The organism is Vibrio bivalvicida (assembly GCF_001399455.2).
GTDB lineage: Bacteria > Pseudomonadota > Gammaproteobacteria > Enterobacterales > Vibrionaceae > Vibrio > Vibrio bivalvicida.
The window spans coordinates 408,671-434,488 of sequence record NZ_LLEI02000032.1 but is presented as its reverse complement, the minus strand read 5'-3'; the positions used below and the strand labels follow the sequence as shown (position 1 = coordinate 434,488).

22 protein-coding genes and 7 tRNA genes are annotated in these 25,818 nt (G+C 45.2%); 11 read left to right on the top strand and 18 right to left on the bottom strand.

The window, feature by feature from the left end:
* Positions 1-125 precede the first annotated feature (125 nt).
* Both APB76_RS12950 and APB76_RS12945 read left to right on the top strand, forming a co-directional pair.
* A complete protein-coding gene (locus APB76_RS12950; protein WP_054963285.1) occupies positions 126-1,271 on the top strand; it encodes a flagellin in 1,146 nt (381 codons plus the stop codon).
* Between the two features lie 498 nt (positions 1,272-1,769).
* Positions 1,770-2,903 (top strand): flagellin, encoded by a 1,134-nt coding sequence (locus APB76_RS12945; protein ID WP_049845491.1) that lies wholly within the window; start codon positions 1,770-1,772, stop codon positions 2,901-2,903.
* Positions 2,904-3,174: 271 nt separating this feature from the next.
* Here the strand turns inward: APB76_RS12945 and APB76_RS12940 are convergent.
* The 12 genes from APB76_RS12940 to lolB form a co-directional block, all read right to left on the bottom strand.
* Positions 3,175-3,259, bottom strand: a tRNA-Leu gene (locus APB76_RS12940).
* Positions 3,260-3,365: 106 nt separating this feature from the next.
* Positions 3,366-3,440 (bottom strand) — tRNA-Gln (locus tag APB76_RS12930).
* 30 nt (positions 3,441-3,470) lie between these two features.
* Positions 3,471-3,555, bottom strand: a tRNA-Leu gene (locus APB76_RS12925).
* Between the two features lie 52 nt (positions 3,556-3,607).
* Positions 3,608-3,684, bottom strand: a tRNA-Met gene (locus APB76_RS12920).
* A 217-nt stretch (positions 3,685-3,901) separates the two neighbouring features.
* Positions 3,902-3,976, bottom strand: a tRNA-Gln gene (locus APB76_RS12915).
* Between the two features lie 30 nt (positions 3,977-4,006).
* Positions 4,007-4,091, bottom strand: a tRNA-Leu gene (locus APB76_RS12910).
* Positions 4,092-4,131: 40 nt separating this feature from the next.
* A tRNA-Met gene (locus APB76_RS12905) sits at positions 4,132-4,208 on the bottom strand.
* A gap of 268 nt (positions 4,209-4,476) precedes the next feature.
* Positions 4,477-5,568 carry a redox-regulated ATPase YchF gene (gene ychF, locus APB76_RS12900; RefSeq protein WP_049843457.1) on the bottom strand — a complete coding sequence of 364 codons (1,092 nt, stop codon included), beginning with the start codon at positions 5,566-5,568 and terminating at the stop codon, positions 4,477-4,479.
* A 10-nt stretch (positions 5,569-5,578) separates the two neighbouring features.
* On the bottom strand, positions 5,579-6,169 hold the full coding sequence (gene pth, locus APB76_RS12895) for an aminoacyl-tRNA hydrolase (protein WP_054961453.1): 591 nt from the start codon (positions 6,167-6,169) through the stop codon (positions 5,579-5,581).
* Positions 6,170-6,307: 138 nt separating this feature from the next.
* The gene (locus APB76_RS12890) at positions 6,308-7,252 is read right to left on the bottom strand and encodes a ribose-phosphate pyrophosphokinase (RefSeq protein WP_049843459.1); all 945 of its coding nucleotides are present in this window, start codon (positions 7,250-7,252) and stop codon (positions 6,308-6,310) included.
* A gap of 38 nt (positions 7,253-7,290) precedes the next feature.
* Positions 7,291-8,154 carry a 4-(cytidine 5'-diphospho)-2-C-methyl-D-erythritol kinase gene (gene ispE / locus APB76_RS12885; protein WP_054961454.1) on the bottom strand — a complete coding sequence of 288 codons (864 nt, stop codon included), beginning with the start codon at positions 8,152-8,154 and terminating at the stop codon, positions 7,291-7,293.
* Positions 8,154-8,765, bottom strand: coding sequence for a lipoprotein insertase outer membrane protein LolB (gene lolB / locus APB76_RS12880; protein WP_054961455.1), 612 nt, complete (start codon positions 8,763-8,765; stop codon positions 8,154-8,156). The genes ispE and lolB overlap by 1 nt, the downstream gene beginning before the upstream one ends.
* 160 nt (positions 8,766-8,925) lie before the next feature.
* On the opposite strand from lolB, the gene hemA reads away from it, so the two are divergent.
* The 8 genes from hemA (at position 8,926) to ybaK (ending at position 17,061) form a co-directional block, all read left to right on the top strand.
* The gene (gene hemA, locus APB76_RS12875) at positions 8,926-10,182 is read left to right on the top strand and encodes a glutamyl-tRNA reductase (protein WP_049843462.1); all 1,257 of its coding nucleotides are present in this window, start codon (positions 8,926-8,928) and stop codon (positions 10,180-10,182) included.
* A gap of 45 nt (positions 10,183-10,227) precedes the next feature.
* Entirely contained in the window at positions 10,228-11,316 is a 1,089-nt protein-coding gene (prfA, locus tag APB76_RS12870; RefSeq protein ID WP_054961456.1) for a peptide chain release factor 1, read from the top strand.
* 4 nt (positions 11,317-11,320) lie between these two features.
* Positions 11,321-12,175, top strand: a complete 855-nt coding sequence (gene prmC / locus APB76_RS12865) for a peptide chain release factor N(5)-glutamine methyltransferase (protein ID WP_054961457.1) — start codon at positions 11,321-11,323, stop codon at positions 12,173-12,175.
* A gap of 17 nt (positions 12,176-12,192) precedes the next feature.
* Positions 12,193-12,576, top strand: coding sequence for a SirB2 family protein (locus tag APB76_RS12860; RefSeq protein ID WP_054961458.1), 384 nt, complete (start codon positions 12,193-12,195; stop codon positions 12,574-12,576).
* Between the two features lie 32 nt (positions 12,577-12,608).
* Positions 12,609-13,418: a SirB1 family protein gene (locus tag APB76_RS12855; protein WP_054961677.1), complete on the top strand. Its 810-nt coding sequence runs from the start codon at positions 12,609-12,611 to the stop codon at positions 13,416-13,418.
* Between the two features lie 46 nt (positions 13,419-13,464).
* Positions 13,465-14,316 (top strand): 3-deoxy-8-phosphooctulonate synthase, encoded by an 852-nt coding sequence (gene kdsA, locus APB76_RS12850; protein ID WP_049843466.1) that lies wholly within the window; start codon positions 13,465-13,467, stop codon positions 14,314-14,316.
* Between the two features lie 526 nt (positions 14,317-14,842).
* Complete coding sequence (ushA, locus tag APB76_RS12845; protein WP_049843467.1) at positions 14,843-16,504, top strand: bifunctional UDP-sugar hydrolase/5'-nucleotidase UshA; 1,662 nt, start codon at positions 14,843-14,845, stop codon at positions 16,502-16,504.
* An 83-nt stretch (positions 16,505-16,587) separates the two neighbouring features.
* On the top strand, positions 16,588-17,061 hold the full coding sequence (ybaK, locus tag APB76_RS12840; protein WP_054961459.1) for a Cys-tRNA(Pro) deacylase: 474 nt from the start codon (positions 16,588-16,590) through the stop codon (positions 17,059-17,061).
* A gap of 269 nt (positions 17,062-17,330) precedes the next feature.
* On the opposite strand, the gene APB76_RS12835 is transcribed toward ybaK, so the two are convergent.
* Positions 17,331-18,575, bottom strand: a complete 1,245-nt coding sequence (locus APB76_RS12835) for a uracil-xanthine permease family protein (protein ID WP_054961460.1) — start codon at positions 18,573-18,575, stop codon at positions 17,331-17,333.
* A 260-nt stretch (positions 18,576-18,835) separates the two neighbouring features.
* Between APB76_RS12835 and APB76_RS12830 the strand changes: the two genes are divergently transcribed.
* Complete coding sequence (locus APB76_RS12830) at positions 18,836-20,101, top strand: DUF2066 domain-containing protein (RefSeq protein WP_054961461.1); 1,266 nt, start codon at positions 18,836-18,838, stop codon at positions 20,099-20,101.
* Positions 20,102-20,226: 125 nt separating this feature from the next.
* Here APB76_RS12830 and APB76_RS12825 read toward each other — a convergent pair whose 3' ends face one another.
* The 5 genes from APB76_RS12825 to nosZ all read right to left on the bottom strand — a co-directional run bounded on the left by APB76_RS12825 (position 20,227) and on the right by nosZ (position 25,799).
* Positions 20,227-20,724 (bottom strand): nitrous oxide reductase accessory protein NosL, encoded by a 498-nt coding sequence (locus APB76_RS12825; RefSeq protein WP_049843471.1) that lies wholly within the window; start codon positions 20,722-20,724, stop codon positions 20,227-20,229.
* A 12-nt stretch (positions 20,725-20,736) separates the two neighbouring features.
* On the bottom strand, positions 20,737-21,555 hold the full coding sequence (locus APB76_RS12820) for an ABC transporter permease (RefSeq protein ID WP_054961462.1): 819 nt from the start codon (positions 21,553-21,555) through the stop codon (positions 20,737-20,739).
* Positions 21,552-22,469, bottom strand: coding sequence for an ABC transporter ATP-binding protein (locus tag APB76_RS12815; RefSeq protein ID WP_049843473.1), 918 nt, complete (start codon positions 22,467-22,469; stop codon positions 21,552-21,554). Before APB76_RS12815 ends, APB76_RS12820 begins: the two co-directional genes overlap by 4 nt.
* Complete coding sequence (locus APB76_RS12810; protein WP_167350317.1) at positions 22,466-23,839, bottom strand: nitrous oxide reductase family maturation protein NosD; 1,374 nt, start codon at positions 23,837-23,839, stop codon at positions 22,466-22,468. The genes APB76_RS12815 and APB76_RS12810 overlap by 4 nt, the downstream gene beginning before the upstream one ends.
* 67 nt (positions 23,840-23,906) lie before the next feature.
* Positions 23,907-25,799: a TAT-dependent nitrous-oxide reductase gene (gene nosZ, locus APB76_RS12805; protein WP_049843474.1), complete on the bottom strand. Its 1,893-nt coding sequence runs from the start codon at positions 25,797-25,799 to the stop codon at positions 23,907-23,909.
* Positions 25,800-25,818 lie beyond the last annotated feature (19 nt).

Here is a 25,818-nt window from a genome sequence, read left to right as displayed (position 1 = left end):
AGTTAAACAAATTAGTTTTAAGTAGGCAGTAGACCTACTTAGCAAGTCATTTACGGTCAGTGCTTCCCAATGAGACTAAGCTGGCCGCTTCGCAAGCACTTGCGAACTCAATAGGAGAGCAAACTATGACCATTACTGTAAATACTAACGTGTCGGCGATGACCGCTCAGCGTTACTTGAATAAGGCGACTGGAGAGTTAAATACCTCCATGGAACGTCTATCTTCAGGTCAAAGAATTAACAGCGCTAAAGATGATGCGGCAGGCCTACAAATTTCGAACCGCTTAACGGCTCAGTCTCGTGGTTTAGATGTCGCAATGCGCAACGCGAATGACGGCATCTCCATCGCCCAAACAGCGGAAGGTGCGATGAATGAGTCGACTTCGATTCTTCAACGTATTCGTGACTTGTCACTGCAATCGGCTAACGGTACGAACTCTGCGTCTGAGCGCCAAGCGTTGCATGAAGAAGTATCGGCTCTGCAAGATGAGCTAAACCGAATCGCTGAAACCACATCATTTGGTGGTCGAAAACTACTGAACGGATCATTTGGTGAAGCCTCTTTCCAAATCGGCGCGAGTTCTGGTGAGGCAATCATCATGGGCTTGACCAGTATCCGTGCTGACGATTTTCGCATGGGCGGTCAATCATTTATCTCTGACCTTGAAAAGGCAAAAGATAAAGAATGGGGTGTTCCGGCGGCAGCCAAAGATCTGAAGTTTGAGTTCACAACCAAAGATGGTGAAGCGATCACGTTAGATGTTATTGCCAAAGCAGGTGACGATATCGAGGAGTTAGCGACTTACATCAATGGCCAAACCGACAAGCTAAATGCCTCAGTAGACCAAGATGGCAGACTGCAAATCTTTGCCGCTGAACCAAACCTACAAGGTAACTTGAATATTTCAGGGGGCCTAGCTGGAGAACTTGGACTAAATGGTGGACCAGGTGTTCAGACCACAGTGCAGAACATTGATGTTCGCTCAGTAGGTGGCGCACAAAACTCTGTAGGCATTATTGATGCGGCTCTTAAGTATGTTGACTCACAGCGTGCTGACTTAGGTGCAAAACAGAACCGTCTAAGTCACAGCATTAATAACCTTGCAAATATTCAAGAAAACGTTGAAGCATCGAATAGTCGAATCCGTGATACAGATTTCGCGAAAGAGACAACACAGATGACTAAAGCACAAATTCTGCAACAAGCAGGTACTTCGATACTTGCTCAAGCAAAACAGTTGCCTAACTCTGCGATATCACTATTGCAGTAGTGGTCAAGCTTATCACTGGCGTTAACCTAGACGTAGGGTCAGTGTAGTTTTGACGGCAAACATAGGTGATCAGGTTATGGAGTTCTCTCTCTCACCTGCTCCATTTCTGGAGTCACTTATGTAACACGGCGGCCAGGCTGTGATCATTTCTCTCGATCTCCATATTGGCATTGGCTACCAAATAGCCCCGGTTCTCTCAAAGGAAAAGGGGCTTTTCTTTTGCCTAAAGAAAATGGCACTCTCTCTCAATTTTTAAACCTCATCAAAAATCGCGCTATATCGGCCAAAAAAGCTAAAGCTTTAGCAATTGATTTCATATATGTTGCCTGTGTCAATATCTCTTTCTAATCGTTAGATTTTTAAAATAAATGGCTAATTAGCTCTAAAGATAATCAAATTGGCGTCGTTAATAAGGTTACTTTGAGAGAACTAATTGGTTTGCCGAGACGTCGGAAACCCTTTACCTCCGGTGTACGGAAATCAATAGGAGAAACCACTATGGCGGTTAATGTAAATACAAACGTTTCGGCGATGACAGCACAGCGTTATTTAAACAGTGCGACTACTGCCCAAGAAACGTCGATGGAAAGACTTTCATCTGGCTTTAAGATTAACAGCGCGAAAGATGACGCGGCGGGACTACAGATCTCCAACCGTTTGAACGTGCAAAGTCGTGGCTTAGATGTCGCAGTACGAAACGCAAATGATGGTATTTCGATGGCACAGACTGCTGAAGGTGCGATGAACGAAACGACTAACATCTTGCAACGTATGCGTGACTTGTCCCTTCAATCTGCCAACGGTTCAAACTCTAAGTCTGAACGAGTTGCGATTCAAGAAGAAGTAACGGCGCTGAATGATGAGCTAAACCGTATTGCAGAAACAACATCATTTGGTGGTAATAAGCTACTCAATGGTACTTTTGCTACTAAGTCTTTCCAGATTGGTTCGGACAATGGTGAAGCGGTTATGCTAACCATGAACAATATGCGAAGTGACAACGCTTTGATGGGTGGTAATAGCTATGTTGCTGCCAACGGTCAAGATAAGGACTGGGGTGTACAAGCTGGTGCGAATGATTTGACCATCGCTCTCACCGATAAGTTTGGTCAAGCTCAAAACGTTACTATTAATGCCAAAGAAGGCGATGATATCGAAGAGCTAGCAACTTATATCAACGGTCAAACGGATCTGGTAACTGCGTCTGTAGACGAAGATGGTAAGCTTCAACTGTTCACAGACAACAACCGTGTTGAAGGTGTAGCGACTTTTGGTGGCGCTCTTGCTGGTGAACTTAGTATCGGTGCAGCACAATCCGTAACAGTCGACACTATGGATGTTACGACTGTAGGTGGTTCGCAGCAAGCGGTTGCAATTGTGGACTCAGCACTCAAGTTTGTTGATAGTCACCGTGCCGAGTTAGGTGCATTCCAGAACCGCTTTAACCATGCGATAAACAACTTAGACAACATCAACGAAAACGTGAATGCGTCTAAGAGCCGCATCAAGGACACTGACTTTGCTAAAGAGACAACGGCTCTTACTAAGTCACAGATCCTATCGCAAGCATCAAGTTCTGTTCTTGCACAAGCAAAGCAAGCGCCCAACTCAGCGTTGGGGCTTTTAGGCTAAAGAGTTAATTTCTTAGCAAACCAAAAGTCATGACTTAACTAAAATCCAGTTTCGGCTGGATTTTTTATGTCTTCAAGTCAACAGTAAGGCTTGCTGTAAGCGATTATTCCTGCCCAGTTTTCTCTACACCGATTTATCCCGATTGCATTAGAGCTAAAGCAATGGGTAGTAGCGATTATTAAATTATGGCTGATCTGCAGAGCTAAGCATGAATGGTGACAAATTCCAGACAAAAGAAAACCCAGCTAAATAGCTGGGTTTCTTCGAATAATGGTGCGGAAGGAGAGACTTGAACTCTCACACCTTGCGGCGCCAGAACCTAAATCTGGTGCGTCTACCAATTCCGCCACTTCCGCATCAAGTTTTTAGTCTTAGCTGATAATTGGAGAATCAACTAGACGTTGTAATGGCAGGTCTACCTGGATTCGAACCAGGGAATGGCGGCATCAAAAGCCGCTGCCTTGGCAGGTCTACCTGGATTCGAACCAGGGAATGGCGGCATCAAAAGCCGCTGCCTTACCGCTTGGCGATAGACCTGCAGTGCTCTAACTAAAGAGACTTCAATAATGGTGCGGAAGGAGAGACTTGAACTCTCACACCTTGCGGCGCCAGAACCTAAATCTGGTGCGTCTACCAATTCCGCCACTTCCGCATCAATTTTGTATTCATATCGCTAATTGGTAAAAGCCATATGAAATTGTAAATGGTGGCTACGACGGGATTCGAACCTGTGACCCCATCATTATGAGTGATGTGCTCTAACCAGCTGAGCTACGTAGCCACTCGTGAGCGAGACAATATAAACTCTCTAGCTCTTAGTGACAAGCCCTTTTTTAATTAGGCCCGCACTGGAAATAATGGCTGACTACAAGGAGTCAACCAGGGACAATAGATGGGGCATCAAATGATGCTTTACCGCTACTGAACCAATACTTTAAACCGAACTAGGGACAATAGACGAGGCATCAAAAGCTGTTATCCACTGTGCCTATAAATAGTGGCAGGTCTACCTGGATTCGAACCAGGGAATGGCGGCATCAAAAGCCGCTGCCTTACCGCTTGGCGATAGACCTGCAGTGCTCTAACTAAAGAGACTTCAATAATGGTGCGGAAGGAGAGACTTGAACTCTCACACCTTGCGGCGCCAGAACCTAAATCTGGTGCGTCTACCAATTCCGCCACTTCCGCATCAATTCCTAACTACTTTCAGAAGAAAAGTGTTTAGGAATGGTGGCTACGACGGGATTCGAACCTGTGACCCCATCATTATGAGTGATGTGCTCTAACCAGCTGAGCTACGTAGCCATACCATATTTTGTTCTCTTCGATTCGTTGCCTTATCGTTGGGAACGGCGCGCATTATGCGAAGTTGAGGCAAAGCCGTCAATAGTTTTTTTGAATAAATCCTCATAAATCAACCGTTCGGTTTCTTTTTAAACAAAGAGGCGTGTTAATGATCGAAAACTGATAACAAATTGGCATCAGTTTAAAGAGTTAACTGGTTTCTTTGTAAAAGAACAATAAAAAAGCCAGCGAGAGAGCTGGCTTTTAAAGTCAATGACTTGGATACAAATTAAACGTTGAAACGGAAGTGAACTACATCGCCATCTTTTACGATGTAATCTTTACCTTCTAAGCGCCATTTACCCGCATCTTTCGCACCGCTTTCACCGTTAAACTGGATAAAGTCATCGTAGCCAACAACTTCAGCACGAATGAAGCCTTTTTCAAAATCAGTGTGGATCTTACCAGCAGCCTGTGGTGCTGTTGCACCAACAGGAATAGTCCATGCGCGAACTTCTTTCACACCGGCGGTAAAGTAAGTGTGTAGAGTTAGAAGTTCGTAGCCAGAACGGATAACACGGTTAAGACCAGGTTCTTCGATACCCATATCAGCAAGGAACTCTTCCCGATCTTCATCATCTAGTTCTGAAAGCTCAGACTCGATAGCTGCACATACTGGAACAACCACATTATTCTCTTTTTCAGCGTACTCGCGTACTGCGTCTAGGTATGGGTTGTCTTCAAAGCCGTCTTCGTTAACGTTGGCAATGTACATGGTTGGTTTTAGCGTTAGGAAGTTTAGATAGCCGATTGCCGCTAGCTCTTCTTTTGCTAGTTCTACAGTGCGCGCCATGCCGCCTTCAGTCAGTACTGGAAGTAGCTTTTCAAGTACAGCAAGTTCGAACTTAGCGTCTTTATCGCCACCTTTTGCTTTTTTTGCGTTGCGTTGAATTGCACGCTCACAAGAGTCAAGGTCAGCCATCGCTAGCTCGAGGTTGATCACTTCGATATCTTCGATTGGTGATACTTTACCTGCAACGTGGACAATGTTTTCGTTCTCAAAACAACGTACAACGTGACCAATCGCATCAGTTTCACGGATGTTGGCTAGGAACTTGTTACCTAGACCTTCACCACGAGATGCACCAGCTACTAGACCCGCGATATCAACGAACTCCATCGTTGTTGGCAGCACTTTCTGTGGGTTAACGATCTTTGCTAGTGCGTCTAGACGAAGATCGGGTACAGGTACTACGCCTGTATTTGGCTCGATAGTACAAAACGGGAAGTTAGCCGCTTCGATACCTGCTTTAGTGAGTGCATTAAACAGAGTTGATTTACCTACGTTTGGTAGACCAACGATGCCACATTTAAAACCCATGATAGTAACCTTATTCAGCTTTGAACGTGTGTAAACGATTTTGCGCCTTTGATAGGCCATCCTTAATTAGGATATCCAAACAGCGAACAGATTCATCTGCTGCTGCATCAAGAAGCTCTTGTTCTTTTGCCGGAGCCTTGCCTAAAACAAATCCGGCAACTTTGTCTTTGTGCCCAGGGTGACCGATCCCGATCCTTAGGCGATAGAAATCTTTGCAATTGCCAAGTTTACTAATGGTATCGCGAAGGCCATTGTGGCCGCCATGGCCACCGCCTTTCTTAAATTTAGCGACACCCGGTGGTAAATCTAGCTCATCGTGTGCAACCATGATCTCTTCTGGTTTTATTTGGTAAAACTTTGCTAACGCAGCAACCGATTTACCTGAGAGATTCATAAAGGTGGTCGGAATAAGCAAACGGAGATCCTGTCCATTGACCATTATACGCCCGGTAAATCCGAAGAATTTAGCTTCATTCTTCAATGTTACATTGTGAATACGTGCAAGCTCTTCTACTACCCAGGCGCCCGCATTGTGGCGAGTTCTTGCGTATTCAGGCCCTGGATTTGCAAGGCCGACAAGAAGTTTAATTTGTTGACTCAAGGTTAGGATCTCTCTTGGAATCTCAAAAAGCGCCGTATGATAGCATACAAATCTCGTCGCGGGCGAGATGAGCAATAAGGGCAAATAAAAAAACACCCCAGAAGGGGTGTTTTCAAATCAAGTTAATCGCAGTTGCGATTAGTTGAACATGGCAGAGATTGACTCTTCGTTGCTGATGCGGCGGATGGCTTCAGCCAGCATGCGAGATAGGCTTAGACAAGTAACTTTGCCTGTAGCTGCCATCTCTTTGGGTAGCGTAATTGAGTCAGTCACGATAACTTGGTCTAGCACAGAGTTACCGATATTCTGAGCAGCGTTTCCTGAGAATACTGCGTGAGTAGCGTAAGCGAACACACGCTTAGCACCGCGCTCTTTTAGTGCTTCTGCTGCTTTACATAGCGTACCACCCGTATCAATCATGTCATCAACGATCACGCAGTCGCGACCTTCAACATCACCGATTAGGTTCATAACTTCAGAAACGTTTGCACGTGGACGACGCTTGTCTACGATAGCGATGTCGATGTCACCTAGAGCTTTCGCTGTTGCACGAGCACGAACAACACCGCCGAGGTCTGGAGATACCACTACTGGGTTCTCTAGGCCACGAGCTTGCATATCTTCAAGAAGTACTGGAGTCCCGAAGATGTTGTCTACAGGAACATCGAAGAAGCCTTGGATTTGTTCAGCGTGAAGGTCGATCGTAAGAACACGGTCAACGCCAACGTTAGAAAGGAAATCTGCAACAACTTTCGCAGTGATTGGCACACGAGCAGAACGTACGCGACGGTCTTGACGAGCGTAACCAAAGTAAGGGATAACTGCTGTAATACGGCCCGCTGAAGCGCGGCGCATTGCGTCAATCATCACTACAAGTTCCATTAGGTTGTCGTTAGTTGGTGCACAAGTAGATTGGATGATGAAAACATCACTGCCACGTACGTTTTCGTTGATTTGAACAGCGACTTCGCCATCAGAAAAACGAGAAACAGTAGCATCACCAAGAGAGATGTATAGACGATCAGCAATACGTTGGGCTAGTTCAGGTGTAGCGTTACCAGCAAATAGCTTCATATCAGGCACGGTGGAAACCTCAGGGTTGCGTCCAGTTTTTAAATAGATTATGTGTGGGCTAAGCGATATTTAGCCAATGTCTCGTATAAAGGCGAAATATTCTTTCCTTTAGCGACAAATGCGGAGACAGTGTCTGGCAGTTTCCCGAGGGTAGTTTCAGCTTGGTTTTTGCTCGAAAATTCGGCAAAAACGCATGATCCAGTCCCGGTCAACCGCGACGGCGCGTATTGTAGCAGCCATGAAAGTTGCTTATCAACCTCTTGGTACAGCATTCGAACAATTTTTTCGCAATCGTTTCCGTAATCACTGTCAAGAAGGGTTGCCAGAGTTCGCTTTGGCGTATTTCTAGTCAAATTGGGGTGGGTGAAAATATCGACAGTGGCAATTGAGACATTAGGTCTTACTATCAGATACCATTTTTCTTCTGGCTCAGCTTGAGTTAGCTCTTCACCGACTCCCTCAGCAAAGGCAGCAAAACCTCGAGTGAACACAGGTACATCTGCCCCTAATTTTAATCCGATCTTTGCTAATTCATCTTCAGATAGGTTGGTCTGCCACAAATGATTGAGGGCAACAAGCGTCGTTGCCGCATTGGATGAGCCACCACCAATTCCGCCACCCATAGGGAGTACTTTGTTAAGATCGATATGAGCGCCGAACGTGCATCCCGATTTTTTTTGCAATTCGGTGGCTGCTTTCCAGATTAAATTATCTCGCAGCGCTACACCGGGAATCTGTGGAGAGAGTGTAATGTCACCTGAGCCATTAGCTGTAATTGTGAGGTCATCTCCATGGTCGAGAAACTGAAACAAAGTTTGCAGTTCGTGATAGCCATTGTCACGGCGCCCGGTAATGTAGAGAAATAAATTGAGCTTTGCTGGAGAAGGCCAGTGAGTGGTCTCGGTGATCATTAGTTTATGTTCCACTTCGAAATAATAATGTTAATTGAGATATCGCTCTGAGTCAGTTTCATTTTTTTGGGCAGCGGCAAGGTAGTACCATCAATTAGCACGTCTTGGTAGCTGGTGTAGTTGAGCTGCCAAACTTGATCGCCAACTCGTTTGGTTAAAGACGCTAGCGTGTTGGTCTCGTTCAAATCATAGTAATCGGCTTGGGTTGGTCTACCGAGCATCCAATCATTGAGCTGCTCTACTGGTATGTTTAGGCCAGTTAGCTGTTTTATCAATGTTTCAGGGGTAGAAGCTTGGAAAGTTTGCTCGTCGTAGGTTTCCACGCTTGCACCATCGGGCGTTGCTTTTAAGTTAAGCGCAGTTTGACCGAGAAAAGTAGTCATTCGCAATTGAGTCAATGTTGAAGAGTGGTGCCACTGGAAATTAAGTGATTGTCTTTGATCTGGTGCGATATAGCCGAGTTTACCGTTGGATTTGTAATCTTGAATGGTAGCTAAACGTTGTTGATGGGTCTGCCACTCGACGTTGGTTGTGCTGTCAATGGTGGCACAGCCGTGTAAAGAAAGTGCACCGACGAGCAAGAGAAAAATAGATCGAAATTGTTTCACCATTGCTGATTAATTACCCAGTTTGAGCCAAAGTATCCCTTCACTATATCATTGAAATCACGAACTCAAGAAAACATATCCTATTCCCCTTTCAATAAACGGGGGCATCAAGTAAAATTCCGACCTTATTTGTCCATTGTCCGATTCAGAGAACCCACGATACATGTCTTTGCTTGCTATAGGTATCAATCATAATACGGCCTCCGTCGAACTTCGTGAAAAAGTCGCGTTTGGTCCGGAAAAGTTACCTGAAGCCTTAGACCAGCTCGGCCAAAACACCATCGTAAATGGTAGTGTGATTGTTTCTACCTGTAATCGCACCGAAATCTATTGCGATGTAAAAAGTGGTGGTAAGAGCAAAATTATTGATTGGTTGTCTCAGTTTCACCAAGTGAGCCCAGAAGATCTTAAACCTAGCCTTTATATCCATGAGGAGCAGGCAGCAATTCGCCACTTGATGCGAGTTTCCTGTGGTTTAGATTCTTTGGTCTTAGGTGAGCCACAAATCTTAGGCCAGGTAAAACAAGCCTTTTCTGATTCGCGTGGTAGTAAGATCGTAGACTCGGCAATGGAGAAACTGTTTCAAAAAGCCTTCTCTGTTGCTAAGCGAGTTCGTACCGAGACTGATATTGGCGGTAATGCGGTATCGGTGGCCTATGCAGCCTGTACGTTAGCGAAGCATATTTTCGAATCACTTGAGAAATCAACCGTGTTGTTGGTTGGCGCAGGTGAAACTATAGAGTTGGTAGCAAAACACCTCGCGGCAAATGGTTGTAGCAAAATGATTGTTGCCAACCGGACTAAAGAGCGTGCGCTTCCTTTGGCGGAACAGTTTGGCGCTGAGATTATTGGTTTGCCCGAAATTCCTGACCATTTGCCTCGAGCCGATATTGTGATTAGTTCCACCGCCAGCCCATTACCTATTATTGGTAAAGGTATGGTTGAGACAGCGTTGAAAGCACGTCGTTTCCAACCCATGCTGTTGGTTGATATCGCCGTTCCACGTGATATTGAATCGCAAGTCGGTGAGCTTAATGATGCCTACCTTTATTCGGTCGATGATCTGCAATCTATTGTTGATAGCAACATGGAGCAGAGAAAAATCGAAGCGATTCAAGCAGAAGCGATTGTTAGTGAAGAGAGTGCGGCATTTATGTCGTGGATGCGTTCATTACAAGCCGTTGACAGTATTCGTGAGTACCGTCAATCTGCCAATGAAATTCGCGAAGAGCTACTTAGCAAAAGTTTACAGTCTCTTGCAGCAGGAGCCGATGCAGAAAAGGTTCTGCTCGAGCTTAGTAATAAGTTAACCAACAAATTAATTCATGCGCCGACTCGTGCACTACAAAGCGCTGCAGAGAAAGGTGAGCCAGCACGGCTTGCTACTATTAGACAAAGTTTAGGTCTGGACAACTCTTAGTTTTAGAGTGACAGACTTCATTAGACCCCTGAGTTAAAGAAAACTATGAAAGCCTCTATTTTAACTAAGCTAGAAACCCTGGTTGAGCGTTACGAAGAAGTTCAACATCTACTTGGCGATCCTGATGTGATCGGTAACCAAGATAAATTCCGCGCGTTATCAAAAGAGTATTCTCAGCTAGAGGAAGTCACTAAGTGTTTCCAAGCTTACCAGCAAGCGCAAGAAGATTTGGTTGCTGCTGAAGAGATGGCAAAAGAAGACGATGAAGAAATGCGCGAAATGGCTCAGGAAGAAATCAGTGAAGCGAAAGAGACCATTGAGCGTCTCAGCGATGAGCTACAAATCTTGCTACTGCCGAAAGATCCTAATGATGATCGTAACTGTTTCCTAGAAATCCGCGCGGGTGCGGGTGGTGATGAAGCGGGTATTTTTGCTGGTGACCTATTCCGTATGTACAGCAAGTTTGCTGAAAAGAAAGGTTGGCGCGTTGAAGTGATGTCTTCGAACGAATCGGAACACGGTGGTTATAAAGAGATGATTGCTAAAGTTTCTGGTGACGGTGCGTACGGCGTATTGAAATTTGAGTCAGGCGGTCACCGCGTACAACGTGTACCAGCGACAGAATCTCAAGGTCGCGTCCATACTTCAGCTTGTACGGTAGCAGTTATGGCAGAAATTCCAGAAGCGGAGATTCCAGAAATCAAAGCTGCAGACCTTAAGATTGATACTTTCCGCGCGTCAGGCGCGGGTGGTCAGCACGTTAACACCACTGACTCTGCTATTCGTATTACCCACTTACCAACGGGTACGGTTGTTGAGTGTCAGGATGAGCGTTCACAACATAAAAACAAAGCGAAAGCGATGGCAGTTTTGGCTGCGCGTATTATTCAAGCAGAAGAAGCAAAGCGTGCGGCTGAAGAGTCAGACACACGTCGCAACCTTTTAGGTTCTGGTGACCGTAGTGATCGTATCCGTACTTACAACTACCCTCAAGGCCGTGTTTCAGATCACCGTATTAACCTGACAATCTATCGCCTCAACGAAGTGATGGAAGGAGAGGTAGCAAGCTTGATTGATCCTGTTATTCAGGAGCACCAAGCGGATCAGCTAGCTGCTCTAGCAGAGAACAACTAAACCAATGTCGGCTGACTACAGTGTTGAAAGCACACTAAAAAAGGCCGTACAGCAACTTCAAGAGAGTGGCAGTGATTCGCCCTTTCTTGATGCCGCGGTGCTTCTTTGCCACGCCTTAGATAAACCACGCTCCTTTCTATTGACTTGGCCTGACAAAGTTCTTGAAACTGGGCAGTTAAGTGCCTTTCAAAGCTTATTGCAGCGTAGACTAAGCGGAGAGCCGATAGCCTATATCACGGGTGAACGTGAATTTTGGTCGTTGCCGTTGAAAGTCTCGCCGACGACGCTTATCCCAAGGCCTGATACTGAACGCTTAGTCGAGATTGCCCTTGATAAAGCACTTCTAAATCAAGGTGATATTCTTGATTTAGGGACAGGAACTGGCGCAATAGCTTTGGCTTTAGCGTCTGAACTTCCCAATAGACAAGTTTGGGGGGTTGATCTTAAAACCGACGCCCAGCAGTTGGCGCAATCGAATGCGAGCTCATTGAATCTGACCAACACACAGTTTTTGGCAGGAAGTTGGTTTGAGCCTATTTCGAATGGCACAGAGTTTGCTCTTATAGTTTCCAACCCTCCCTATATTGAGAAAGAAGATCCACACCTGACTCAAGGAGATGTGCGCTTCGAACCACTGAGTGCATTAGTTGCCGACGAGAAGGGGCTAGCCGATATCAGATATATCGCAACGCAGGCTCGCTCCTATCTTATCAATGATGGATGGTTGATGTTTGAGCATGGCTTTGAGCAAGGCGAGGCAGTAAGAGAGTTATTATTATCACTTGGCTACGACCAAGTGGCGACCTACAAGGACTATGGTGACAATGATCGAGTAACCATCGGCCAATATCACCACTGAAGTAAGAGAGACAATCAATGTACGAAGGTTTAAAACATTTCCATCTGCTCACTATCGCAATCAGTGCCACGTTATTATCGGTGCGCTTTGCCATGATGATGGCGAATTCTCAACTGTTAGAGAAAAAGTTCTTTAAAGTTTTTCCACATATCAATGACACTTGTTTGCTGCTATCAGGAATTGGTTTGATCTTTATTACAGGCTTTATGCCATTTACTCCCACCGCGCCTTGGTTGACGGAGAAGATTACCTGTGTTTTAGCCTATATCGCGCTAGGTTTCTTCGCCCTAAAGTTAGGCAAAAACAAGTTGTTAAGAACATTTTCATTCTTTGGTGCGTTAGGTTGGCTAGCTATGGCAGGAAAAGTTGCTGTAACTAAGACGCCAATGTTCTTTGGATAACATCTTTGGTCGATGAGGTGATGACAACCAATATGCTTGAGCTATTTGATGAAGATTTTGATGCCTTGGAGCTTGCGGAAGGTGCTTTGGCTTTAAACAAAGCAATCAACCCTCAAACCCAAGTTCATTGGGCAGAAGCGGAGCTAAGTCGGTTGGTGCAAGAGGCTGAACTCGCGCTGGTTCATGAAGCGAGCGATAAGCACCGCTTTGAAGCCCTCCTGCGTCTTTTCTATTACGAGTGGGGGTTTCAAGGTGATAGAGAGAGCTATTTCCACTCAGAAAATGGCTTTGTCGATAAAGTTCTTGAAACGCGTAGAGGCATTCCGGTTAGCTTAGGAGCTATTTTACTCTATATTGCGCGTAAATTAGGCTTTCCATTGGTAGGAGTAACGTTTCCTACTCAGTTCCTTGTAAAACTGGAGTGGCATGGGGAGCAAGCACTCTATATTAACCCGTTCAATGGCGAATACGTTTCAGAGCATACCTTAGGAGCTTGGCTGATTGGCCACAAAGGCCCTCTGGCTAAACTTGAATCTAAGCACTTGCTCGAAACCGACAATCCAACTGTCATTGGTCGATGGTTGGCGTTACTGAAAAGTGCCCTGCTGCGTGAGGAACGCTATACTTTGGCGTTAAAGTGTACCGATCTTGCGCTAACTTTTGTTCCTGATGACCCATACGAAATCCGCGATCGTGGGTTTATCTATCAGCAGCTTGATTGTCATCAAATCGCATTGAGTGATTATCAATATTTTATCGATCAGTGTCCTGATGACCCAGCAGCAGAACTGCTCAAGAATCAAGTGACCGCCATGAGTGACACTCAGGTAACCTTACATTAAGTCCATCTCTTAAGAGCTGGCACGACATTGAAATAGAGAGAAGAAAATGGAACAGAAAATTGTTCAAGTTGGCGACATTCCAGTTGCGAACGACAAGCCATTCACGCTGTTTGCAGGCATGAACGTTTTAGAATCTCGTGATCTAGCAATGCAGATCTGTGAGCACTACGTAAAAGTAACCGAAAAATTAGGTATCCCTTACGTATTTAAAGCGTCATTTGATAAAGCAAACCGTAGCTCTGTCCACTCTTACCGTGGCCCAGGTCTTGAAGAAGGAATGAAAATCTTCCAAGAGCTAAAAGATACCTTTGGTGTGAAAATTATCACCGACGTTCACACAGAAGAGCAAGCTCAGCCAGTCGCAGACGTGGTTGATGTTATTCAGCTTCCTGCGTTCTTAGCACGTCAAACTGACCTTGTTGAAGCGATGGCCAAAACGGGTGCAGTGATCAACGTTAAAAAACCTCAATTTATGAGCCCGGGTCAGGTAGGTAACATCGTTGATAAATTTAGCGAATGTGGTAATGAGAACATCATTCTATGTGAGCGTGGTTCTTGCCTTGGTTACGATAACCTAGTGGTTGATATGCTGGGCTTTGGTGTCATGAAAAAAGTATCTAACGGCAGCCCAATTATTTTTGATGTGACTCACTCACTTCAGATGCGTGATCCTTCTGGCGCAGCTTCTGGCGGTCGTCGTGAGCAAACGGTTGAATTGGCTAAAGCTGGTCTAGCAACGGGGATCGCGGGTCTATTTATCGAAGCGCACCCTAACCCAGATCAAGCGCGCTGTGATGGTCCATCGGCATTGCCACTTGATAAGTTAGAGCCGTTCCTTGCGCAAATGAAAGCGCTTGACGATCTAATCAAAGGCTTTGAACATATAGATATTAAATAGATATTAATAATGTAGTAATGAAAGTCAGCATCGTTGCTGACTTTTTTTTAATCTAATTTGATGGAGACAAACAGGAGCGGTATTGAAATTTGAATAAGGCTAAACTAGGTGCATATTGATTTGGTGTTATGGTATTGCAAAGGCTTTAATTAAAACTGACTTATTGTTCTGTTATAACGTAACAATAAGTGCTTAATTTTGTTGCTATAAATTGCGAAGTTCGCCTTTTGTGTTGATTAAATAATCTAAGTCACAATTACTGTTAGACAGTTATTTATGGCAGACAAACGTTTGCTTGTGATCTTTTATTTATGGCTGTGTAAATCTCAGCATTTATTACATGATTAATAGTTGTTAAGAGTGATCTGGTCATCATAAATATGAAATTCAAGTGTCACTTTCGTCACCTTAATTTAAACTAGTTCAAGTTTTGCTGCTCTCTCAGCCTGTTTTTTCCAAGTCTGTCTATTGAATGAGAGCAGTATAAAAAGCAGTGGAAACCCCTAAAAGTTCAAAAGGTATGACAATGAAGCAACGCCTGATCGTAAAAAGCGCAATTAGCGCGGCTATCCTGGCAACTCTAGCTGGTTGTGCAACGGCACCACAACATGAGTGGGAAGCAGATAAAACTTACAAGTTGACGGTTCTACACACTAACGACCACCACGGTCGCTTTTGGCAGAACAAATACGGCGAGTACGGCATGGCTGCTCGTAAAACGTTGATCGATGAGCTTCGTGCTGAAGTCGCAGCAGAGGGCGGTAGCTCACTACTGTTGTCTGGTGGTGATATCAACACAGGTGTTCCAGAGTCAGACCTACAAGACGCTGAGCCAGATTTCAAAGGCATGAGCAAAATTGGTTACGATGCAATGGCGCTAGGTAACCATGAGTTCGACAACCCACTTGAAGTACTAATGAAACAGAAAGATTGGGCAAACTTCCCTATGCTTTCTGCAAACATCTACGACAAGAAGACTGGCGAGCGTATGTTCCAGGCTTATGAGATGTTTGATCTACAAGGCATCAAGGTAGCCGTAATTGGTCTAACAACTGAAGACACTCAAAAAATTGGTAACCCGGAGTTCATCGGTGGTATTGATTTCCGTGACCCTAAAGAAGAAGCGAAGCAGCTAATTGCTGAACTTGAGAAAACTGAAAAGCCAGATCTAATCTTCGCAGTTACTCACATGGGTCACTATGAAGACGGCAAGCGTGGCGTAAATGCTCCTGGTGATGTAGCCCTAGCTCGTTACCTAGGTGAAGGTTCTCTAGATATGATCGTTGGTGGCCACTCGCAAGAGCCAGTATGTATGGAAGCGCCAAACGTTGTTAAGAAAAACTTCAAACCTTCTGACGAATGTAAGCCCGACTTACAAAACGGTACTTACATCGTTCAGGCGCACGAATGGGGTAAGTATGTAGGCCGTGCTGATTACGAATTCCGTAACGGCGAACTAGAAATGGTCAGCTACGACCTAATTCCAGTTAACCTGAAGAAGAAGGTTAAGATTGACGGTAAGAAGCAGCGTGTTCTTATCGAAGATCAGATCGCAGAAGATTCAGAACTACTAGAGTTCCTACGTCCATACCAAGAAAAAGGCAAAGCGCAACTAGACGTTAAAATTGCTGAAACTAACGGCAAGCTTGAAGGTGACCGTAACGTAGTTCGTTTCCAACAAACTAACCTAGGCCGTTTGATCGCGACAGCTCACATGGAGCGTGCGAAAGCTGACTTTGCGGTAATGAACTCTGGTGGTGTACGTGATTCTATCGACGCAGGTGATGTGACATACAAAGACGTACTGACTGTACAGCCATTTGGTAACATCCTGACTTACACGGACATGTCTGGTCAAGAAGTGATGGATTACCTAAACGTTGTTGCAACTAAGCCTGTGGATTCTGGTGCTTACGCTCAGTTTGCGGGTATCTCTATGACAGTCGCTGACGGCAAAGTATCGAACGTATTCATCAGTGGCAAGCAGCTTCGCCTAGATGAAACTTACCGCTTTACAGTACCAAGCTTTAACGCATCAGGCGGTGACGGCTACCCTAAACTTATGGGACACCCAGGTTTTGTTAATACTGGCTTCGTTGACGCAGAAGTACTAAAAGAGTACCTAGAGTCAAACAGCCCTATCGATGTAAATAAATACGCGCCATCTGGTGAGATTGTTTACAAGTAAGTTGACAGCAGCTTAGAACACTAATTAAGCTAAAACGCCACTCAGTAAAGTGGCGTTTTTTGTTTGTCTAAACAGGGGGGAGCATGACTCCTGCAATCAATCTCGCTAAAAAGAAAAAAGTGGCTCACACTATCCACCAATACCATCATGATCCAAGAGCGGAAAGCTATGGTCTTGAAGCGGCTGAGGCGCTGGGGCAAAATCCAGAACAAGTATTTAAAACTTTGCTATTTTGCCTAAACGGAGAGCCGAAAAACCTCGCGGTTGCGGTGATTCCGGTTGATCAGAAGCTCAACCTAAAACAAGCAGCGAAAGCGGCAAAAGGTAAAAAAGCAGAGATGGCGAATCCTGATATCGCGCAGAAATCAACAGGGTATGTCGTGGGAGGTATCAGCCCACTTGGACAAAAAAAGGCATTGTCGACCTTTATCCATCAAAGTGCCGTTGGACAAGAGACGATCTGTGTCAGCGCGGGTAAACGAGGTTTAGAAATTGAGTTGTCACCTCAAGATTTAGCAATGCTAACCCGTGGTCAGTTTGTGGAGTTGTGTGGGTAGACGGGGGGAACGGACTGCGTCCTCGGGAACGCTTCGCTCTAGATGCGAGAGTTGTAGTATCTATTTTAATTCTGTCATTCCCTAGACTGACGAAGGAAGGAGTATGGAATCTCAATAAGTTATCTACTCGCTTGAAGAGATCCCCAACTCGCTCATTCCTCGCTCTTGAGGATGACTAGGTATCTAATTGAAGTAAAAAGGGGGTGACACTTAGTGCCAACCCTCCAAAAACATCCCGAATCCCGAATCCCGAATTCCGAATCCCTGATCTACTTCGATTCTTCTTCCATCTGCGCATTATCCACCATGTGGTTTTCGCCCAAATCTTTTGGAAGTACTAGGTTTAGTAGAATCGCCACGATACCACATAGGCTGACACCTTGCAGACTGAACTCGCCAATACCGAAAGCCATACCACCGATACCAAATACTAGAGTAATCGCGACAATCACTAGGTTACGCGACTTGTGTAGGTCAACATTATTCTTAATCAGAGTGTTTAAGCCAACCGTCGCGATAGAGCCAAACAGCAGAATCATAATACCGCCCATTACCGGCATCGGAATGGTTTGCAGCACAGCACCAAGCTTACCGACTAAAGCCAGTACAATCGCGCTCACTGCAGCCCAAGTCATGATCACAGGGTTAAATGCTTTGGTCAGCATTACCGCACCTGTTACCTCAGAATAGGTTGTGTTTGGTGGTGCGCCAACCATTGAAGCTGCAATGGTTGCCACCCCGTCACCCGCAATTGTGCGATGCAAACCAGGCTTTTTAAGGTAATTTTTGCCGGTTACGTTTGATATTGCCAGCATATCGCCAACGTGCTCAACAGCAGGAGCAATCGCCACTGGAATCATAAATAAGATGGCGTTGATGTTGAATTCAGGTGTAGTGAAGTTCGGTAGAGCAAACCAAGCCGCTTGCTGCACTGGCGAGAAATCAACAATGCCGTAACCGAGGCTTAGTGCGTAACCGACTACGATACCGCCTAGAATTGGTGTTAATTTGAGGAAACCTTTAGCAAACACGCTAAGAACAATTGTTGTTAATAGCGACGCCACCGAAATCACCAATGATGCGTCGGCATCAATAACCTGTGCTCCATCTACCTTGCCTAATGCCATATTGACTGCCACAGGAGCCAGACCTAAACCGATCACCATGATGACTGGGCCGACAACAACAGGTGGAAGTAGCTTGTGAATAATTTCAACGCCACGGACTTTAATTAGCGCGCCCATCGCCACATATACAAAACCTGCGGCCATTAAACCACCCATGGTTGCTGGTACTCCCCAAGTTTGAACACCATAGAGAATTGGGGCAATAAAAGCGAAGGAAGAAGCGAGGAAGATAGGAACAGAGCGGCGGGTGACAAATTGAAAGAGAAGAGTTCCGACGCCGGCGCCGAACAGAGCGACACTAGGATCTAAGCCTGTCAACAATGGGACTAATACTAGTGCCCCAAATGCGACGAACAACATTTGCGCACCTTGAATGGCGTTTTTCATGGGTTATTCCTTTATGTGGCAAAGCAAAGAGCAATAATAAACTGCTCAGCAAAAATAAAATTCGCGGGATTTTATCATTATGCCAATCGTTTGCAATCTGAACTTGATCAAATATTTCGTCATTTATTTATTTGTTAACGTAATGGCTTTGTGGGTGGAAATTCAGAATACCGCCAAGATTCTAGACCTTTAGTTGCTCCGGTCCCGATAGTTGCTTATCATCAACCTTTAACGTGTAAGAAACTGATCTTAGGAAGTGTATGCGTCATCTAGCTTTGTTCATTTTGGGACTGGTTACTCTGCCTGCGTTGGCGTTAACTAATGTTGATTTGTACCAAACTGAAGTTGTATTAGACCAAACGGTAGATAATGCCGATGCCAAAGCGCGTGCTGAAGGCATGAAAGAAGTGATCGTTCGTGCTTCTGGTGACCGCAATGCGGTTTCTAATGAGGTGGTACTAAAAGCACTTAAGCAGAGTTCTCAGTACGTCGCTCAATTGAGTTACGGTAAGGTTGATGAACAGCAGTCACTGCGTATGGTGTTTAGTGCGCCGCATATACGCTCACTATTGAGTCAAGCCCAGTTACCCGTATGGCCTGCGGCTCGCGCCAATCTACTGGTTTGGCTGGTGGAAGAAGGACAAACAGATCGTAACATCATTTGGGAACACTCGTCGTCACAGGTGCTGGATCAGATGAAGCAACAAGCTCTGAAACGTGGGCTTCCACTCACGGTGCCTGTCGGTGATTTTGATGATATAACTGGTATTGCGGTTTCTGATCTGTGGGGGGGATTCATTCAACCAGTAGGTCAAGCTAGTCAACGTTATCCGGTTGATGGTGTGCTGGTGGTGAAAGCTCAAGGCAATAGCCTTAGATGGACCCTTTATGATCAAAGACCGGCGAGCATAGGTGTCACTCGTCAGGCACCTCTTGCGGGTTCGAACAATGGTGTAGACGCAGCCGATAAAATGATTAATCACATCAGTGACTACTATGCGAAGAAGAGTGCTGTGGTTGTGGCAAGTGAGTCTTCAGAGGCCGTTAAAGTTCGATTCACTGAGCTAAATGATGCGGTGAGCTTCTTTACTCTTGAGAATCAGCTTAAGAAGCTAAGTTCTGTCGCGTCTTTAGATATCCTTAAGATTCAAGGCAACCAGGTGACGTTCGATGTTCATTTACTTTCTTCACAGCAAGAATTTGAACAAGAAGTACGTCGTATGCGCGACGTGATTCAGCTGGAAAGTGTGACTGATGAGCCACAGTTCAAGCCTGAAGTTCATGACCCAGTGGTAAATCCATTACCAGTTGAGAGTGATAGTTCAGTTCAAAGTGAAGTCATGACCTCTTCTGAATCAGTGCAATCTATTGAAGCTGCGCCACAAGTGATTCCAGCGGAAATGATTCTGTTGTTTGAATGGCAGGGTCAACCATATGTTACGCCTGAGCCGACACCAGATACAGCAGACTCTGCTACAACTCAAGTTGAAAGTAGCAAGGTAGAGCAAGACGTTATCACTCAGTAACTCGTGTGGAACGATTGAAATACAAGCCCGGCATTGAATAGCCAATGCCGGGCTTTTGTGTTTTAGAGGCGCAAAACTAAACAGTCAAATCTGATGCGAAATAGCGCCGCGCATGGCTGCTAACCCTACATGATCAGTTCCAAAGTAATGTCACTGTATTGGTAAACGTTCCCCCCAAAGTTTGCGCTAAATGCCTTAGCGTCTTTCTCCTTGCTAAAGCTTGCTAAGGTGCTGCCCATCGCTCCTGTCTGGCTCGATCCAATCACATACCATGCCATTTTTGCATCAATAAAGTGTTCGTCGTTGGGCTTCCCCCATGGCGACTGACTCATATCATGCACAAAGACTTCTTGGACTAAACGAGCGTTCTCCGGTTGAAGAAGATACGCAAATAAATCTCGAGTGGAGCAGAACTTACTGATGTCTTTCTTATCCTTCTGGTAAGCCTCCCCCTTTGGGCCGGGAAAGTTGCTGATGATCATGCCACATAGGTGGCATTCATCAGCACTCTCTATGGCTACTGCATCGCGTAGCATGGATTGCTGTGAATCTTCTCCACAGCCAATTATAAGTAGTGGGAGAAGGAATAATCCGCTCCATTTAACCAAAAAACGTTTAGTCATGATCTGCCTCGTTTAGAGTTTTTTCTTTCTGAAGATAGCCATGGCAATGCCAAGAGTAATGATAATCCAAGCCACCATTGTGATAAGTAAAGTTTGTGTGGAATAGCTAGCGTTGACTGCAACAGCGAGAACACCACTGACATCGGTTGTGTTTAGCGCAGATAAATTGACGAGACGAAATAAATCTGCCGGATTGAGCATCATCACTTGTACTAGGTTGTGCTGTGAGAGTCCGTCATCAATGCCGATAAGAAGAGCAAGGAGAGTTAAGTCGAAGACTAAGACGAAGAACAGCCAAATAAGAAGAGCGGCGCCTGCGGCCTTTGATTTTTCGGCGGACAACAAGCTAATGATATAGGCTAAGCCAATGAAAACCAGACCGAGTAAAATTGAACTAAGGATAAATAGCGCAAAAGAGCTAAATACGACTTGTGAAGAATTAGAGAGTCCAATTAATAGCCCTGCACTACCAAAGCCAATAAATGTGGCTAAGGAAATAATGCTGCCTTGGCCAAGAAACTTACCCAATAATAATTGAGAATGACTAATCGGGTAGGTCATTAGTAGCAGCAAGGTACCTGATTCTTGCTCACCAACGAAGCTGTCATAGCATAGCAGCAAGGCGATAAGTGGAATGATAAAAACCGACAAACTCGACAAACTTGCAATAGTTGTTGAGAGAGAAGGTGTACTGATTTGCCCCGATGCTGCACTGCCGTAATAACTTAGGCCAATGGCCAACAACGAGAAAATAAGGGTAATTGAAACCAACCAACGGTTTCTTAACCCATCTTGGAATTCTTTAATGCCTATTGCGATGATCGGATTCATTGTTTTTCCTCCACCTGTCGGCACGCCGTATTGGTCAAATAATACTGATATATCTGCTCTAAATTTGCTGGGGTGACCTGAATGTCTTGCAAACTTTCGTTGCTGATCAGCTCTTTTACCACAGCCATTTTGTGTGACTCAGGGATCTGAAGGCTATCACTGTTAGTCATAAAACCAGAGAGAGTAGGGTGAGCCGCCAAAGCACCGTTCAAACCTTGAGTTTTAATCGTAACGGGGAGCTGTGCTTGTTGACGTAGACTCGCCAGTGTACCTGCTGCAATACAAGTCCCTTTTGAAAGAATCATAGCTCGGTCGATGTGTTTTTCTACGCCGGGTAACACATGAGAGCAAAGCAGTACACTTGCCCCTTGGTTTTTGAGTTGATCGACACTGGCATAGAACTCCTGCGTTGCAATCGGATCTAATCCAACCGTAGGCTCATCGAGTAATAACAGTTTGGGTTCACCCAGAAATGCTTGTGCGAGCCCAAGGCGTTGTCTCATACCTTTCGAATAATGCTTAACCTGCTGATTTTTAGCGTCACTTAAGCCAACATCTTGTAGTAGAGACTGAACCTGTCCTTTGGGTGTGGACTTTAGACGTGCAAAGTAGGTTAGTACTTCTAAACCAGTGAGTTGATCGTAAAACGAAACATTTTCCGGCAAATAGCCAATAGACTTGCGGCTATGCCAAGCCTGCTTAGAGCACGGGTCGGTATCAAAAACGCGAGCCGTTCCGCTAGTTACATCAATAATGCCAAGAATGACCTTCATCATGGTGGTTTTTCCGGCACCATTATGGCCGAATAGTCCCAAAGCTTCCCCTGCCTCAAGGGTAAGATTGACTTGATTTAATGCACGCAATTGCTTGTATTGCTTAGAAACATTATCGAGTTGAACAATCGCTAGACTCATGAATGGTCTTCCTCTTGGTGAGAACAAGTGGGCTGTAATGCTAGATTTGGTACAGAGCTAGTTTTGCAACTGAGAGCGGCTCCGCTATCTGCTTTTACGCTGTCGCTATCGGCAGGTGACATAAGTGGGTAAGAATCTTTAACCCCAGCTGGCTTTAATATCGGGAATTGCTTTTGAATCCAACGCAGCATCAACACGGCAGGGCTATCCAGCAGTACTTTAGACTCAGGGTATCGCCATACCAACTTGTCGATACCATCATTTGGTTCAAATGGGGTGTCGCCAACATTGTTATTATCTAAGTCCCAACCAAGATAGTTGCTCCAATAATTGCCAATCCCTTGCTGACTCCACTCTTGCTCTCGGGTAGAGACGTATTTAACTTGCGTCGGGTTATTGATGAAACTATTGCCAAAGATCTTACCATTTTCTGAACCAGCGGTGAGGTGAATACCAATCTCAGCGGTATCAATGGTATTGTAGCTCAGGGTGTTATAGCTTGAGTTGTAAACGAAGATCCCTTTTCCTTCACGGCCCACAACTTTATTTTCAGGTTTAGTCCAAACATTGTTGAGTGTGTTGTAGGAGATATCTGAATAGGTGATAAAGTTCATCAATATGCCATAATCTTCGCTACTTAAGCTGCGATTTCCTCTGACAGTCAATTGCTTGGAACTCATCAAAGCGTACCCTGCACGAGTGTCGTAGGCGAGATTATCGAGCACTTGATTGTGGTGGGAATACATATAGTGAATACCGTAGCGTAGGTCGTGCATGGTATTGCCCCTGAGTTCGCTATCGGTACTTGATATGATGTATAGCCCGTCTCGGGTTTTACTTACTTGATTGCCAATGACTTGTGCATTTTTGACGCCTGAGAGCTGAATTCCATTACCTCGGTCAGCAGAGCGAAGCTTAGGGTTGCCTTGAATCGCATTGTTTTCAATCAAGACATGCTGCGCGCGTTGAGTCCAAATACCAAACCCGTCGCCTTGAAGAGTGTTGTTGCGAATCACCAAGTGACTAAGTGCTACATCGCTATAAATTCCGGCGTTTTGTTCAGTCAGATCATCACCCCAGTTAACAATTTTTAAGCCATCAATGGTGATATTTGAAGCTAATAAAGTCAGGGCATTGCCTACCCCTTGGGCGTCAATGATGGTTTCATGTGTTCCGAGCAGAGTTATTTCGTATTTGATAGTAAAATTGCCGAGATAACGTCCAGGTGTGAGTGTGACGATATCGCCTTGTTCAAGGTTATTAAGCACACTCTGCAAGTCATCCTTGGTGGTGACAGTAATCTCGCGACCATAGCTGCTGAGGCTAACGAGTACCGCGATTAGTAATAAAAGCGAACGGTTTGCTTTCAATGGCTTTCCCTTATAAACATGACCGTTGGGGAGCCTTGCCCCTAGCAAAAGAGGCAAGGGCTTGGTGCTAGGCTTCTACCAACATTCGGCCACGCATTTCCATATGGAGAGCATGACAGAACCAGTTACAGTAGTACCACTGGACGCCCGGTTTATCGGCGACAAAGGTTATCGAAGCGGTTTCTTGTGGACTGATCTCCATCTGCACACCATGGTTAGTCATACAGAAACCATGAGTAACATCTTCAATCATATCTAGATTGGTAACGACGATGGTCACTTCATTGCCCAGCTTGACTTTAAACTCGTTCATACCAAACGTTGGGGCGACAGAAGTCATGTAAACACGGACCTTATTGCCATCGCGGATGACTTTATTGTCGGTCATGACATTTACGCCATCTTTCTTCGCCATCGCGATCGTTTCAGCAAAGATGGGGTCATTGCGGTCCCAGATTTTATTGGGTTTGACCTTGCTGCGATGGATAATAGTACCGTCGTGCGGTTCGGCAAAGGTTGGACCATCGTGAACGAGCTTCATCTCATCACCAGAGATATCGATCAACTGGTCATTTTCAGCCTTTAATGGCCCTACTGGCAAGAAGCGGTCTTTAGAGAATTTACACAGTGAAACCAGCCACTTACCATCAGCATCACGTGTCTCACCGCTTGAGGTACTATTGTGACCTGGTTGGTAATGAACATCGATTTTCTGACGAATGTAATTGATTTTTTCGCCATTGTAGGCGCGAATGGCTTCTTCAATATTCCACTTTGCTACTTGACTATCAAGGAACAGTGTCGTGTAAGCATAGCCATTTTGATCGAATGCTGTATGCAGTGGACCTAATCCGAGTTCTGGTTCACCAACGATGGTGTCACGTGGCTTAATTTTATCTTCGAACAGGTCGTCGAGCTTAGCGATAGAGATGATCGAAACGGTTGGTGAAAGCTTGCCATTAGCCATGAAATACTTACCGTCTGGTGAAGTGTTCATGCCGTGAGGAGACTTAGGCACTGGTATGTAACGAGTTAAATCAGACCCTTTACGGCCATCAAGAACAGGAACCTTGTTGCCATTATAAGTTTTGAATTTACCGGCCTTAAGGGCAGTTTCACAGCGAGCAAGGTTGAAAACCACAACATGGTCGCGCTCGGCGGTGATCATTTCCCCAAGGTTCATGCCCATTTCAGAGTTATAACAGGTAGAAGCAAAGTATTTACCGTCGTAGTCAGCATCAGTGTTATCTAAGTTACCGTCCACCATTACTTGGAAAGCGATTTCCATACTTTCTGCATCAATAACGTTAAATAGCGAGCGGTAACTGCTGACATCTTCAAGTGTCGCTTTTCCATCGTTGTTCATCGGTATTTCGAATTCACTGTTGCAGATGACGTACTTAGTCTCAGGTACTTTTTGTACACGTAAACCATGAATTGCTTGAACGTTTGGAATGGTAATCATCTTGTCGACTTTCATTACATCACAGCGAATACGCGCGACTCGTGAGTTAGCCTTGTCGTTGATGAACACATACTTACCGTTATAGCGACCATCGGTCATACTCATATGCGGGTGGTGTGAGTCTCCTGACATGATATGAGCACTATCACCTTTGATGCGCTTACTTTCGTCGGTAAAGCCCCAACCAGTGGCACTACAACTGTTGAAAACAGGGATACGCATAAGCTCACGCATAGATGGAATACCTAGGATTCGTACTTCTCCAGAGTGACCACCACTCCAGAAACCATAGTATTCGTCTTGTTCGCCAGGGTGAACGAATGGGCTATTGGCCATTTCATCAGCTTGCGCTTTGGCCATTGAAGCAAACATGGCTGCTGTCATAGGGGCGGCGGCAACGCCTAAGCCTAAAGCTGCACTTTTACCGAAAAACTTTCGTCGGTCAGAGTTGATTGGCGAGTTGGTATCGTCATATTTACTCTTATCATCGCTCATTGGTAAATCTCCGTTTTAC

Excerpts from the sequence above, each read along its gene's own strand:
- APB76_RS12950 (WP_054963285.1), top strand. The coding sequence starts at position 126 with ATGACCATTACTGTAAATACTAACGTGTCGGCGATGACCGCTCAGCGT.
- APB76_RS12945 (WP_049845491.1), top strand. The coding sequence starts at position 1,770 with ATGGCGGTTAATGTAAATACAAACGTTTCGGCGATGACAGCACAGCGT.
- ychF (WP_049843457.1), bottom strand. The coding sequence starts at position 5,568 with ATGGGTTTTAAATGTGGCATCGTTGGTCTACCAAACGTAGGTAAATCA.
- ispE (WP_054961454.1), bottom strand. The coding sequence starts at position 8,154 with ATGATCACCGAGACCACTCACTGGCCTTCTCCAGCAAAGCTCAATTTA.
- lolB (WP_054961455.1), bottom strand. The coding sequence starts at position 8,765 with ATGGTGAAACAATTTCGATCTATTTTTCTCTTGCTCGTCGGTGCACTT.
- hemA (WP_049843462.1), top strand. The coding sequence starts at position 8,926 with ATGTCTTTGCTTGCTATAGGTATCAATCATAATACGGCCTCCGTCGAA.
- prfA (WP_054961456.1), top strand. The coding sequence starts at position 10,228 with ATGAAAGCCTCTATTTTAACTAAGCTAGAAACCCTGGTTGAGCGTTAC.
- prmC (WP_054961457.1), top strand. The coding sequence starts at position 11,321 with ATGTCGGCTGACTACAGTGTTGAAAGCACACTAAAAAAGGCCGTACAG.
- APB76_RS12860 (WP_054961458.1), top strand. The coding sequence starts at position 12,193 with ATGTACGAAGGTTTAAAACATTTCCATCTGCTCACTATCGCAATCAGT.
- APB76_RS12855 (WP_054961677.1), top strand. The coding sequence starts at position 12,609 with ATGCTTGAGCTATTTGATGAAGATTTTGATGCCTTGGAGCTTGCGGAA.
- kdsA (WP_049843466.1), top strand. The coding sequence starts at position 13,465 with ATGGAACAGAAAATTGTTCAAGTTGGCGACATTCCAGTTGCGAACGAC.
- ushA (WP_049843467.1), top strand. The coding sequence starts at position 14,843 with ATGAAGCAACGCCTGATCGTAAAAAGCGCAATTAGCGCGGCTATCCTG.
- ybaK (WP_054961459.1), top strand. The coding sequence starts at position 16,588 with ATGACTCCTGCAATCAATCTCGCTAAAAAGAAAAAAGTGGCTCACACT.
- APB76_RS12835 (WP_054961460.1), bottom strand. The coding sequence starts at position 18,575 with ATGAAAAACGCCATTCAAGGTGCGCAAATGTTGTTCGTCGCATTTGGG.
- APB76_RS12830 (WP_054961461.1), top strand. The coding sequence starts at position 18,836 with ATGCGTCATCTAGCTTTGTTCATTTTGGGACTGGTTACTCTGCCTGCG.
- APB76_RS12825 (WP_049843471.1), bottom strand. The coding sequence starts at position 20,724 with ATGACTAAACGTTTTTTGGTTAAATGGAGCGGATTATTCCTTCTCCCA.
- APB76_RS12820 (WP_054961462.1), bottom strand. The coding sequence starts at position 21,555 with ATGAATCCGATCATCGCAATAGGCATTAAAGAATTCCAAGATGGGTTA.
- APB76_RS12815 (WP_049843473.1), bottom strand. The coding sequence starts at position 22,469 with ATGAGTCTAGCGATTGTTCAACTCGATAATGTTTCTAAGCAATACAAG.
- nosZ (WP_049843474.1), bottom strand. The coding sequence starts at position 25,799 with ATGAGCGATGATAAGAGTAAATATGACGATACCAACTCGCCAATCAAC.